This window comes from Pseudomonas sp. TKO26, assembly GCF_003225665.1.
Lineage (GTDB): Bacteria > Pseudomonadota > Gammaproteobacteria > Pseudomonadales > Pseudomonadaceae > Aquipseudomonas > Aquipseudomonas saponiphila.
The window spans coordinates 110645-123743 of sequence record NZ_QKLN01000013.1; the positions used below are offsets into that span (position 1 = coordinate 110645).

At 66.4% G+C, this 13099-nt stretch carries 10 protein-coding genes; 3 read left to right on the forward strand and 7 right to left on the reverse strand.

What is annotated here, in order from left to right; translation table 11 throughout:
• Positions 1-55: 55 nt before the first annotated feature.
• The 5 genes from DNK59_RS19135 to DNK59_RS19155 form a co-directional block, all read right to left on the reverse strand.
• Positions 56-853, reverse strand: coding sequence for a transglutaminase family protein (locus DNK59_RS19135; RefSeq protein ID WP_110724198.1), 798 nt, complete (start codon positions 851-853; stop codon positions 56-58).
• Positions 850-1800, reverse strand: a complete 951-nt coding sequence (locus DNK59_RS19140) for an alpha-E domain-containing protein (protein WP_092315479.1) — start codon at positions 1798-1800, stop codon at positions 850-852. Before DNK59_RS19140 ends, DNK59_RS19135 begins: the two co-directional genes overlap by 4 nt.
• 3 nt (positions 1801-1803) lie before the next feature.
• Complete coding sequence (locus DNK59_RS19145; protein ID WP_110724199.1) at positions 1804-3213, reverse strand: circularly permuted type 2 ATP-grasp protein; 1410 nt, start codon at positions 3211-3213, stop codon at positions 1804-1806.
• 486 nt (positions 3214-3699) lie between these two features.
• Positions 3700-4200 carry an AAA family ATPase gene (locus DNK59_RS19150; RefSeq protein WP_110724200.1) on the reverse strand — a complete coding sequence of 167 codons (501 nt, stop codon included), beginning with the start codon at positions 4198-4200 and terminating at the stop codon, positions 3700-3702.
• Positions 4201-4291: 91 nt separating this feature from the next.
• On the reverse strand, positions 4292-5500 hold the full coding sequence (locus DNK59_RS19155) for an EAL domain-containing protein (protein ID WP_110724201.1): 1209 nt from the start codon (positions 5498-5500) through the stop codon (positions 4292-4294).
• Positions 5501-5838: 338 nt separating this feature from the next.
• Between DNK59_RS19155 and DNK59_RS19160 the strand changes: the two genes are divergently transcribed.
• Complete coding sequence (locus tag DNK59_RS19160) at positions 5839-9441, forward strand: transporter substrate-binding domain-containing protein (RefSeq protein WP_110724202.1); 3603 nt, start codon at positions 5839-5841, stop codon at positions 9439-9441.
• A gap of 52 nt (positions 9442-9493) precedes the next feature.
• Here the strand turns inward: DNK59_RS19160 and DNK59_RS19165 are convergent, their stop codons facing one another.
• Positions 9494-10243, reverse strand: a complete 750-nt coding sequence (locus DNK59_RS19165) for a helix-turn-helix transcriptional regulator (RefSeq protein WP_110724203.1) — start codon at positions 10241-10243, stop codon at positions 9494-9496.
• 81 nt (positions 10244-10324) lie between these two features.
• Between DNK59_RS19165 and DNK59_RS19170 the strand changes: the two genes are divergently transcribed.
• Both DNK59_RS19170 and DNK59_RS19175 read left to right on the forward strand, forming a co-directional pair.
• On the forward strand, positions 10325-11491 hold the full coding sequence (locus DNK59_RS19170) for a cytochrome P450 (RefSeq protein ID WP_110724204.1): 1167 nt from the start codon (positions 10325-10327) through the stop codon (positions 11489-11491).
• A 50-nt stretch (positions 11492-11541) separates the two neighbouring features.
• On the forward strand, positions 11542-12036 hold the full coding sequence (locus tag DNK59_RS19175; RefSeq protein WP_092315493.1) for a DUF1543 domain-containing protein: 495 nt from the start codon (positions 11542-11544) through the stop codon (positions 12034-12036).
• A gap of 2 nt (positions 12037-12038) precedes the next feature.
• Here the strand turns inward: DNK59_RS19175 and DNK59_RS19180 are convergent, their stop codons facing one another.
• Positions 12039-12998: a LysR substrate-binding domain-containing protein gene (locus DNK59_RS19180; RefSeq protein WP_110724205.1), complete on the reverse strand. Its 960-nt coding sequence runs from the start codon at positions 12996-12998 to the stop codon at positions 12039-12041.
• Positions 12999-13099: the final 101 nt, after the last annotated feature.

Below are 13099 nucleotides of genomic sequence, written 5' to 3' on the forward strand. Positions count from 1 at the left end.
GGCACCTGCAAGAAGGCTATCCCGCGCGGTGCCGGCTCGATGCGGGCAACAGCCACTACTGGTGCTGCACCTGCACCATCGAGCTGACCTGGACCCGGGCCAGCATCTGCTCCGCCCCTCCCCCACGCCGCATGCCGCGCACCGGACAGGCATCCAGGTAATCCAGGCCCACCGCCAGTTTCAGGTGGCGCTCGGGACGAGTCAGGCAGTTGGTCACGTCGAAGCTGTACCAGCCGTCGTCGAGCCAGGCTTCGGCCCAGGCATGACTGGCCAGATGGCTGGCGTCCTCGGTGCACAGGTAGCCGGATACATAGCGCGCCGGAATCCCCAGGCTGCGGGCACAGGCCAGGAACGCGTGGGTATGGTCCTGGCAGACCCCGGCGCCGCCGGCAAAGGCCTCGGCCGCGGTGCTGCCGACGCCGGTGGCGCCGGGGCTGTAGGGCATGTGCTCGGCCAGGGCCTGCATCAGCTCGGTGAGCGCGGCGCGGTCGCGGCTTTCGCCGCAGTGCCGACGGGCAAACTCACAGAGGGCCGCGTCGGCCGCGCTCAAGCGGCTGGTGCGCAGGAACGGCAGCGGCGACTGGCTGTCGCCTTCCACCTCGCGGCTCTCGTCGATCCGCACTTCGCCGAAGGCGGTGAGAATGATCGCGCCATGGGGCTCGTCGAGGGTCATGACGTGCAGGATGTTGCCGTAGGGGTCGCGCTGGGCACGAACCCGGCGTGGCAGCTCCAGCTGCCACTGGAGGATCTGCTGGCGCTGGCTGTCCTGGGGCGTCAGGCGCAGGAACTGGATGCTGGTGCAGACTTCGTCGGCGTAGCTGTAGGTCGTGTCGTGGCGAATGGACAGTTTCATAGCACCTCCAGATAGGATTCGTGCACGGTCTGCCCCAGGTGGCGGATCTGCCCGATGCAATCGGTCAGCCACTGGTGCAGGCCGGAGTGGAGAATCTCGTCGATCCCGGTGTAGCGCAGGCGCGCGTTGAGTTCAGCGGCCAGGCGCTGGGCCGGGCGGCCGTTGTCCCCCGGCAAGGTGGCCAGGAGCTGGTCCAGCTCCTCGACACAGGCCAGCAGGGAGCGCGGCACATCGGCGCGCAGCAGCAACAGCTCGGACACCTGCTCGGCCCCCGGGGCATTACGGTAGATCTCGTTGAACGCCTCGAAGGACGACAAGGCGCGGAGCAAGGCGCTCCACTGGTAGTAGCCCCGGGCCGAATCGTCGCTGACCTCCTCGGACTCCTCGCCGAACATTTCGTAGCGCGCGTCCAACAGGCGCAGGGTGTTGTCGGCGCGCTCGATGAAGGTTCCCAGGCGAATGAAGCGATAGGCTTCGTTGCGCATGATGGTGCCGACGGTGGCGCCGCGGAACAGGTGCGAACGCTCCTTGACCCAATCGCAGAACTGGCTGATGCCGTAGCGCCCCAGGCCGTTGGCGGCGATGTTGCGCATCTCCAGCCAGGTGGCGTTGATGTTCTCCCACATGTCGGCGGTGATCCGTCCGCGCACCGCGTGGGCATTGCTGCGCGCCGCCCGCAGGCAGCAGTAGATGCTGCCGGGATTGGTGTCGTCGAGGGCGAAGAAGTGCAGCATGCGCTCGCTGTTGAGCTCGCCGTAGCGCTGGTTGTAGTCGTCCAGGGTGCCGGCGGCGAGCAGCGACATGGACAGTTCCGCATGGCCGTCGCCGCGCCCGGCCTGGGGCATCAGCGACAGCGAGTAACTGACTTCGAGCATGCGCGCCAGGTTCTCGGCACGCTCCAGGTAGCGGGACATCCAGTACAGGTCCGCAGCGGTTCTTGAAAGCATGGTTCAGTCCTCCACTACCCAGGTGTCTTTGGTGCCGCCGCCCTGGGACGAATTCACCACCAGCGAGCCCTCGCGCAGGGCGACACGGGTCAGGCCGCCGGGCACCAGGCGGGTTTCCCGACCGGACAGGACGAACGGCCGCAGGTCGATGTGCCGCGGCGCGATACCGTTTTCGACGAAGGTCGGACAGGTGGACAGCGACAGGGTCGGCTGGGCGATGTACGCCTCGGGACGGGCCTTGAGCCGAGCGCGGAACTCCTCGATCTGGGCCGCGGTGGCCGCCGGGCCCACCAGCATGCCGTAGCCGCCGGAACCCTGGGTCTCCTTGACCACCAGATCCGGCAGGTTGGCCAGCACATGGGACAGCTCAGCGGGATTGCGGCATTGCCAGGTGGGCACGTTCTTGAGGATCGGCTCCTCGCTCAGGTAGAAGCGGATCATTTCGTCGACGTAGGGGTAGATCGACTTGTCATCGGCGACCCCGGTGCCCACGGCGTTGGCCAGCACCACATTGCCGCAGCGGTAGGCGGCGATCAGCCCGGGCACGCCGAGCATGGAATCGGGGTTGAACGACAGCGGATCGAGAAAGGCATCGTCTAGCCGGCGATAGATCACATCCACCGCCTGGGCCCCGGCCGTGGTGCGCATGAACACCCGGTCGTCACGCACGAACAGGTCGGCCCCTTCCACCAGCTCCACGCCCATCTCCCGGGCCAGGAACGCATGTTCGAAATAGGCGCTGTTGAAGCGTCCCGGGGTCAGCACCACCACCGTGGGATTGTCCAGGGGGCTGGCGCTTTTCAGGGTTTCGAGCAGCAGGTTGGGGTAATGGTCGATGGGCGCGATGCGCTGGGCGGCGAACAGCTCGGGGAACAGGCGCATCATCATCTTGCGGTCTTCGAGCATGTAGCTGACGCCGCTGGGGGTGCGCAGGTTGTCTTCCAGCACGTAGTAGCTGCCGTCGCCGTCGCGCACCAGGTCGACCCCGGCGATATGGGCGTAGATGCCGCGGTGCAGGTCCAGGCCCTGCATGGCCACCTGATAGCCCTCGTTGGCCAGCACCTGTTCGGCTGGGATGATGCCCTCCTTGATGATCCGCTGGCCGTGATAGATGTCCGCCAGGAACAGGTTCAGCGCCTGGACCCGCTGCACGCAGCCGCGCTCCACGCTGCGCCACTCGCTGGCCTTGATGCTGCGGGGAATGATGTCGAAGGGAATCAGGCGCTCGGTGCCCTGCTCGTCGCCGTACAGGGTGAAGGTGATGCCGGCGCGATGGAACAACAGATCGGCCTCGCGCCGCCGCTGGTCCAGAAGCTCCAGGGGGGTGTCCGCCAGCCAACGGGCGAACGCTGCGTAATGGGGTCGACACGTGCCGCTGGCAGCGTACATTTCATCGAAAAAAGCGCGGGACATAGCCAACTCCTTGCCGTGATGCAAACGGCTTTTTATCTGAACCCTGTGTGTACCTAACCCGGCTTTGCCCTGGCAGAGATCCTCGCTCCCTGCCCCTGTAAAACACCTCCTGAGTGCTGTGTCGGGACGGCTCCTGCCGCCCTGATGAGACAGCGGTAGCAATCGCTATGCCGCAAATGCGCAAACCGCGGCCAAAGCGCTGCCTTGGGCAATAAACACCCTCAATGCGACATTTATTTTCAAAAAAGAGACGCGCCTGGCCTGAGCAGGCCAGCCTTGAACCTGTTCAAGCGCGCTCGGGCGGCGCCTGGGGCGCCGAATACGGGCAGAATCGGTGCAGAAATCCCGACAGCGGAATTTTTTGCCCCGTTATCGGGAGTTTTTCATCCGGTCCTGCTCACGGCGGCCAGCAGCGCCCCTCTGAGCAATGACTGTAGCTGCACCAAAGAGGTTCACAGATAAAAATCACCGCGGCGCAAACGGGCCTCAGGAGCGCGCCGGCAAGTTGGCCAGAATCACCGCCACGGCCTGCTCCGGCGACAGTCGCGCACTGTCCAGGCGCAAGGGCGGCGAAGCCCAGGCCTGATACTCGTGGTTTTGCACCGACTGCCAATCGGGCGCTTGCAGGCCCGGCACATCCAGCTGCCGGGTTTCGACCCGCCGCCGATGCTCCAGCGGATCGCCACAGAACACTTCGATATCCAGCAGCCCGACGCCCAGCCCGTCCGCCAGCTGACGCCAGGCTAGACGGCTTTCGGCCAGCGGATTGACGCAGTCCGCCAGCACGCTGTTACCCAGGGCCAGATTGGCCTTCGCCAGTTGCAGGGCGATCTGGTAGCCGCCCTTGCCCACCTCGGACAGGCCGGCGTCGCGCAAGCCCTGCTCGATGCTGTCGATGCGCAGGTAGGTGGCGCCCAGGTGCGGCACCAGGGTCCGGGCGATAGTGGTCTTGCCGGAGCCCGGCAATCCGCTGAAGACGATAAGCATGCAAGAACCTGCCGGAATCAAGGGACCGACAGCTTCAACCCAATGGCCATCCGCGTCCAGCGCCGCTTGCCCAGGCCCCAGCCGGTGGCCCTCAGGGCGTCTGCTGCGACAACGGCACCGGCGCCCGGCGCGGCCAGGCCAGCAACTCGGTTTCCGCCATCGGCCGGGCATACCAGTAGCCCTGGCCCAGCACGCAGCCCATGTCCAGCAGCAGGCGCCGTTCGAGCTGGGTTTCCACCCCTTCCACCACCAGGCACATTTCCAGGCTGCTGGCCAACGCCAGGGAGGCCCCCACCACCGCGCGACAACGCGGCTGGCGCAGCAGCTCGCGGACGAAATGCGCGTCGAGCTTGATCTGGTTGAACGGCAACTCGCACAGGCGCTGCAAGGAGGAATAGCCGGCGCCAAAGTCGTCGATGGCCAGGTTGCACTTCATCATGCGCAGACGCACCAGGTTCTCCAGGCTGATGGCCGGCGCTTGCACCAGGCCGACCTCGGTGATTTCGAAACTGAGCAAGTGCGGCGGCACCTGATGCCGTTCGATGGCCTGGCGGATATCCCCGACGATGTCGCTGCAGGCCAGCTGCCGGGGCATCAGGTTGAACGCCAGCTCCAGTTCCTCGCCCTGATCCAGCAACCGGCGCTGCAAGGCCATGCCCTGGTCGAGCTGCTGATGAAACACCCGGTCCAGCAGGCCTTCGGCCTCAAGCTCTGCGAGAAAGGCCGCTGGCGCCAGCACGCCACGCTGCGGATGGAGCCAGCGCACCAGCACCTCGGCGCCACTGCAGGTGGCCTGTTGCAGGTCGAACTTGGGTTGGTAGTAGGACACGAACTGCCCCTGCTCCACGCCCCGCAGCAGTTCCTCGCGATTCACCGGGTCGAAGTGCCGGGGCGGCGGCGCGGGCGGCAGGTGGTGGTGCTGTTGATAGCATTCGAGCATCGCCTGCAGGGCCTCCAGTTCCGCCGGCTTGCCCACATCCCCCAGGACGATCAGCCCTTGCAGGCTGATCATCTGCAACACCGCGCGCCGCAGGTCGGGCTCGATCAGGCTGTAGAGAATCACCGCCCGCACCAACTGCTCCTCGCTGGCTCGGCGCAGGAACTCCAGGCCGTCCATGCCGGCCATCTGCAGGTCGCAGAGAACGATGTCCGCCGCGCCGCGTGCGCGCAACAGCTCCAGGGCAGCGGCGCCGTCGAACGCCGCCAGGGGGGCCACCACCCCCAGGCGCTGCAATTGCTCCAGGACCAGCAACTGCTGCACCGGATGATCTTCCAGAACCAATATCTTCAGGGTATTCAAGCGCGGCTCCAGATTCAGCGGCGACGGCCGAGGAGTTGCCGATGGTGCGGCAGCCGGCAGCGCTTCGGGCCCCCGGCAGCCTCTTTACGGCAAACATGCGGATAGCAACAAGCGTATCGCTAAGCGCAAGCCGGTCAAGGCACCGACCAGACCTTCGGTCCGCCCGTACCAGCGGCCTTGCCCGGTCCCCCGCAACCCGGGAAAATAGCCGCGTTTGGCGCCGTCCCTTGATCTATATTTATTTCCAGCATTGGCGTTCCGCCCTTGTCCGACAGACAACCCAGCCTGTCGCATTGCTCTTCGACTCCCCTCGTGCCGTTCCCCGATCTGGAGCCCCGATGCTTCGTTTTATCCTGTCCATGCTGTTGTCACTGGCCTGCCTGCCGGCCATGAGCGACGCCCCTCCCCTGTTGCAGTTGCTCAATTATGAATCCCCCCATCACCACCAACTGCCCCTGACCACGGATGACTGGCAATGGCTGCGCAACAAGCGCGAACTGGTGCTGGGCACCGCGCAGCAAAACCTGCCGCCGCTGGAAATGGTCAACGAAGCCAAGGAGTACGAAGGCGTTACCGCCGACTACATCGGCCTGCTGGCCGACGCGCTGGGGGTGAAGATCAGCATCCGGGCCTACGACACCCGCGAGCAGGTGTTCAATGCCCTGACCAGGGGCGAGATCGACTTGATGGGCAGCGTCACCCAGGGCGAGGCCCGGCACCGGCAACTGCTGCTCAGCCAGAGCTATCTGGTCAATCGCCCGACCCTGGTCGCCCGCCTGGGGGACTCGCCCTCGCTCAAAGGCGGCTTGCAGGGACAGCGCCTGGCCATCTCCCAGGACACCATCAGCCTGCCCGTGGCCCAGGCCATGTACCCCCTGGCGCGCATCGACACCTACGCCAGCGCGGATGCGGCCATGGCCGCCGTGGCCTTCGGCGATGCCGACGTGCTGCTCAGCGACGCCGTCTCGGCGCAGTTCCTGATCTCGCGCAACTACAGCGACTACCTGCGGATCATCTACAGCGGCCCGGCCAGCATCTCCGGCTTTGCCTTCGCGGTGACCCCGGACAATCGGCAACTGCAGTACTTGCTCGACACCGCCCTGCGCGCGATCCACAAGGAGCAGGACATCAGCATCCGCAATCGCTGGGGCGACCGCCTGCTGCTGAGCATGGAAAAAACCAGCCTCACCCCCGAGGAACAGCGCTGGATCGAAAGGAACCCGGTGGTGCGCATCGGCATTCACCGCTACCTGCCGCCGTTGTCCTACTTCGACGCCGACGGCAATTACCTGGGGATTACCGCCGACCTGCTGGCAATGCTGGAGACCAAGACCGGGCTGACCTTCGAAATCACCCCGCTGCCCAGCTTCAAGGACCTCAACGATGCCCTGCGCGATGGCCGGGTGCAGATGGCCGCCGATCGGGCCCGCAATACCGAGCGCGAAGCCTACCTGCTGTTCACCCGCCCCTACCTGGTCGGGCCCTACATGCTGATCACCCGCGACGCCGCCGATGCGCCGAAAAGCCTGGAGGACATGGCGGGCAAGACCCTGCTGATCGGCAGCGGTCACTCCCTGGTGGCCCAGCTGCGCCAGCGCTATCCACAGATCCGCGTCAAGGAAGTGCAGACCAACTTCGAAGCCCTGTCCCTGCTTCGCGACCACAAGGCCGACGCCGCCGTGCAGGCGGAAATCGCCGTCAGCTTCAACCTGCCGCGCATCAAGGAAGACCAGCTCAAGGTCCGTTCGGCCCTCAACCTGCCCTTGCTCAACGAGTCCTTTGCGGTGCGCCGCGACCAGCTGGAACTGTTCAGCATCATCGACAAGTCCCTGCGCAGCATTTCTCCGGACGCCATCACCGAACTCAACAACCGCTGGCGCTCCAAGTCGGCGGTCGCGCCCCCCTCCTGGCGCGACTACCGCACCACCCTGTACCTGGCCGGGGCCGCGTCGCTGGTGCTGCTGCTGATTGCCCTGGCCTGGGGCTACGCCATGCGCCGCCAGGTCAGCCAGCGCGAACGGGCCGAGCATGCCCTCAACGACCAGTTGCGCTTCATGGACGCGCTGATCAACGGCACGCCCAACCCGATCTACGTGCGCGACCGCGAGCGGCGCCTGGTGATCTGCAACGACAGCTACCTCAAGACCATGGGCACCGATCGCCAGAGCGTGCTGGGCAGCAACCTCGAACAGCTGGCGGTGCCCGAGGCCGGGCTGTTCGCCACCGACTTCCAGAGCATCCTCGACGGCGGCCCGCCGCTGCTGATCGACCGCACGGTGCACATCCGCGGCCAGCAGGTGCAGATCTACCACTGGATGCTGCCCTACCGCGATGCCCAGGGCGAAATCCTCGGCATCATCGGCGGCTGGCTGGACATCAGCGAGCGCCAGCAACTGTTGAATGAACTGACCCAGGCCAAGAACGACGCCGACAAGGCCAACCGGGCCAAGACCACCTTCCTGGCCACCATGAGCCACGAAATCCGCACCCCCATGAGCGCGGTGATCGGCATGCTCGAACTGGCCCTCAAGCGCGCCGACCAGGGTCAGCTCGACCGCCCTTCGATCGAGGTGGCCTACAGCTCGGCCCTGGGCCTGCTGGAACTGATCGGCGACATCCTGGACATCGCCCGGATCGAAAGCGGGCACCTGAGCCTGAGCCCCGAGCGGGCCAATCTGCGGGAGCTGGCGGAGTCGGTGTTCCGGGTCTTCGATGGCCTGGCCCGGCAGAAGGGCCTGCGCCTGGAACTGGACCTGGACAGCAGCGCCAGCGGCGACGTGCTGGTGGATCCGCTGCGCTTCAAGCAGATCCTCTCGAACCTGCTGAGCAACGCCATCAAGTTCACCGAACGCGGCACCGTGCAGGTGCGCCTGCAGGCCGAACGCGACGACCCGCAGACCCTGCCCCTGCAACTGACGGTCCGGGACACCGGCATCGGCATCGACCCCGAAGACCAGCAACTGCTGTTCCAGCCCTTCAGCCAGGTTCCCGGACAACATCAGAACGCCCGCTCGGGCACCGGGCTGGGGCTGGTGATCTGCCGCACCCTGTGCGAAATGATGGGCGGCCAGTTGAGCCTGCAAAGCCAGCCCGGGGTCGGCACCCTGGCCCGGGTCCAGCTGCAGCTGAGCCGACTCGACCCCCTGCCGGACTCACCGCCGCCGGTGCCACAGGACGCCCAGCCGCTGGCCGCCAGGGCCGCGCTGCACATCCTGGTGGTGGACGACAGCCAGGCCAACCGCCAACTGCTCTGCGAGCAACTGCGCTTTCTCGACTACTCGCTGAGCCAGGCACAGAACGGCGCCGAGGCCTACAAGCTGTGGCTGCGGGAAACCTTCGATGTGGTGATCACCGACTGCAACATGCCGGTGCTGAACGGCTACGAACTGACCCGGCAGATTCGCCTCACCGAGCAGATCCAGGGACGCCCGCCGGTGCAGATCTTCGGCTTCACCGCCAATGTCCAACCCGAAGAACAGCAACGCTGCCTGGACTCCGGCATGAACGGCTGTATCTTCAAGCCCATCGCCCTGCCCGAGCTGGATCGCCGCCTGCGCCAGCTGCAGGCGCTGCCACGCACCCAGCTGAAAAGCACCAGCCGGCGTTTCGACATCCAGCAACTGGACCACCTCACCGGCGGCAATCCGGCCTCCATCCAGCGAGTGCTCAAGGGCGTGCAGCAGAGCAACCGCCAGGACCTGAAACAGATCCGCGAACTGCTCGCCAGTGCCGAGCGCAAAGGGGTGGCCGAGCTGGCCCATCGCATCCATGGCGCGGCGCGGATCATCAAGGCCCAGGCCCTGATCGATGAATGCGAGTACCTGGAAAAGGCCTGCCTCGAAGGCGCCGATGCCGATCAGATCCAGGCGGCCTTGGCCCGCCTGGAACAGGCCATGCTCGGGCTCGACGGCGACCTGCTGGAGGCCCTGGAGCCCGATTGAACGGCCCATGCGGCGCCCGGGCGAGCCCCGGACGCCGCGTCCTCATGGGGGCTCAGCCCCCCAGTTGCTGCAGCTCCAGGCTGGCCGAGGCCGACAGCGGCCGCGACGGCTGGATCAGCGGCATGCCGAAACGCTTGCTGATGTAGCGCCCGCCGGTGCCGGTCAGGGTCAGGGCCCGGCTGTCCAGGTCGCGGACCAGCCATTTGCGCTCCAGTAATACCCGCAGCAACGCAGCGCCCAGGGCGCCCCCCAGGTGCGGGCGACGCATGCTCCAGTCCAGGCATGGGCAGGCAACGCGCCGGCGCAGGGCACGAAGTTCGGCCACCTCGATACCCAGGCCATGGAAAAACTCGACGCCGCTGTCGCTGATCCGGTACTCCTCGCCCTCCCCGGCCGCCAGCAACCAGCCGGCTTCGAGCATCCGGTCGTGCAACTGCACCCCCAGGGTGCCCGCCAGGTGGTCGTAGCAGGTGCGGGCGAACTGCAGGCGGTCCGGGGTGCGCGGAATGAAAGGGGTGCCCTGGCCAATCACCATCAGCGCCTCCAGGGCCTGGGCCACCAGTGGATCGCCGAGGTCGTAGTAACGGTGCCGTCCCTGGACCTGCACCCGCAGCAAACCGGCGTCCTTGAGCTTGGCCAGGTGGGCGCTGGCGGTGGACGTACTGACCTGGGCGATCGCCGCCAGTTCGGTGCTGGTGCGGGCATGGCCGTCCATCAGGGCACAGAGCATCCGGGTCCGGGCCGGCTCGGCGATGGCCGCCGCCACGTTGGATAGCCCGAGGTCGTTCTGTACTACATTCATATTTCGCTCCATGACGAATCGTGTCTTCGAAAGGCAGAGGATAGTACCAACCTGGACTTCTGCCCAACAAAGAGACAAATCATGGACCCGATCAGCGCAGCTACCCATTTCAACCCCTACGACTTTTACTACGCGCGCCTGCGTGCCCGGGGCGGTCTGACCTACGATTCGGCCCTCGGGCTGTGGCTGGCCAGCAGCGCCGCGGCGGTCGCCGCCGTGCTCAACCACCCGGCCTGCCGGGTCCGGCCGCTGCACGAGCCGGTGCCCCGGGCCATCGCCGGACGGCCCGCCGGGCAAGTCTTTGCCCGCCTGATGCGAATGAACGACGGCCCGCGCCACGGCTGTCCGCGACAAGCCATGGCCCCCGGGCTGCAGGCACTGGCCGGGATCGACCTGATGCCCTGGCTGGCCGCATGGCGCCCGGCCCTTGATGCCCCACAGTGCGCCGCCGACCTGCAACGCTGGCAGTGGCGCCTGCCGGTGGCCCTGCTGGCCGCCCTGCTGGGGGTGCCTGCCGAGCAATGTGAAGAGCTTGCCCGACGCACCGGCGAGTTCGTCGCCTGCTTCTCGCCCCTGAGCACGGAACAACAGTTGCAGGCCGCCGACGCGGCGGCGCAAGACTTGCTCCGGCAGATGCAGGCCGTGCTTGATGACCCACAACCCAGCCCGCTGCTGAGGTCGATCCTCGAACGCAGCAGCGGGCTGGCCGCCGAGGACCTGCAAGCCAACCTGCTGGGCCTGCTGGCACAAACCCACGACGCCTGCGCCGGGCTGCTGGGCAACAGCCTGCTGGCCTTGCTGGCGGACCCGGCCCTGGCCCGGCGCCTGCAGCACGATCCCCATCAGTTGCAGGACTGGCTGCTGCAACAGCAGCGCCTGGACCCGCCGGTGCAGAACACCCGCCGCTTCGTGGCCGAGCCTTGCACCTTGCTCGGGGTCGACCTGCAAGCCGGGGATAGCGTGCTGGTGCTGCTGGCGGCGGCCAATCACGACCCGGCCCTGAGCGCGATCACCGGCAGCGATCCGGCGCAGCAGGGCTTCAGCTTCGGCGCCGGCGCCCATCGCTGCCCGGGTCGGGAGCTGGCCTTGAACATCGTCCACAGCCTGCTGTGCACCCTGATGCAGCACCCGGACCTGGGCGCGCTGGCCCTGCAATGGCGATACCGGGCCTCGGTCAATGGCCGCCTGCCCCTGTTCAGCGACGCGCCGGGCGGCCGGCCAACGGGCTGGCAGCCAGCGAACGCTTGAGGTAAAAAGTGCCCCCTGTGCCGAAGCCGCTATTGGAAAAAGGAAGGGTCATGCTGTTTGTGGTGATGCTCGGGGGCAAGCACCCCAAAGCGACAATCGAAGTCCACGACGTCCAATTCGTGGTCGCCGAGCGCCTTGAATCGGCCTACGCGCAGTTGCGCGAGGCCTGGTTCGGCAGCCCCGCGGGCTTGCATATCGACTCATGGATGCAGGTCGACGGCGTCGAGCAGTACAAGGTCGAGTTCAGCCCCCTGGCTCCGGGGCCGGGCGCGCCGCGCCTGTACTTCCTCAACCTGGGCGGCTACGAAGCGGCCACCTTCGGCGAGGCCCACCGCTACCTGCTGGTGGTGGCCCGCGACAAGACCGAAGCCAAGGCCAAGGGCAAACGGCAGATGCTGGCCCACTGGCACAAAGCCCACACCGACGCCCTGCTCGACGTCGACGACTGCCTGCCGATCGACCTGCTGCAAGGGCGCTATGTGCACCTGGTGCCAGGGCCGCACCAGGGCATCGAGCAACGCAACGACTACATCATCCTCAACTGACCTCAGGCCGGTGGCATAGCGCTGCCAGGCCCCCGGTAGTGCAGGCCGAGATCGCTGATATCGGTGACCTGGCTCAGCAGAAAGTCGCGCAACCGGGCAATGCGCTCCTGGCTCGGGCTGTCGCGCAGCCACACCAGGTAGTAGCCATCCCCCGACGCCACCGCGCTGGGGAACGGCAGGCTGATCCGCCCGCCGCGTATGTCCTGCGCCACCAGGTGCAGATCGCCGATCGACAGACCGTGCCCGGCCATGGCGGCGCTGATCGCCTGGTCCAGGGTGTCGAAGACGGTGCCCCGTTCCAGCCGCAGCGGCTCCAGCAATGCCCGATCCTCAAGCGCCTGAGCCTGCAGCCAGCGACGCCAGTCGCGGCGGTCCGCCGAAGGGTGGATCAGATCCGCGTCCCTGAGCCGCTCAAGGGGCCAGGGCGCTCCCTGCGCAGCCTGTGGCGGGCCGATGGGAATCAGCCATTCATCGAACAGCTTGCAGGCCTCGACCCCGGCGCCGAAGTGGCCGTTGCCCAGCAGAATCGCGCAGTCGTAGGGCTCGGCGTAGAAGTCCACATGATCGAAGTCCATCCACACGCTGGCCAGTTGCACCGCCAGTTCCGGCTGCTCGCCCTTGAGCGTCTCCAGGGCCCGCAGCAGCCAGCGCATGGTCAGGGTCGAAGGCGCCTTGAGACGCAACTGACCGCGGCTGGCGCGCAGCGGCAGGCAGGCATCCTCGATGATCCGGAAACCGACCTTGAGCTCCCGGGCCAGGCGCTGTCCGGCTTCGGTGAGCACCAGCCTGGGTCCGTGACGCTCGAACAAACGACAGCCGAACTGACTTTCCAGGGTACGGATATGCCGGCTGATGGCGCTTTGGGTCAGGGACAGTTCCTCGGCGGCACGGGTAAAGGAGCTGGACCGGGCGGCCACTTCAAAGGCCCGCAGCGCGTAGAGCGGTGGCAGGGATTCGACCATTGAAAGACACTCATGATGATTAATAATCATAGTAGGTCATAGCTTTTTGCGTTTTTCAACGCAGGGTAACGCCTTCAGGATCAAGCCCTCTACAAGATTTG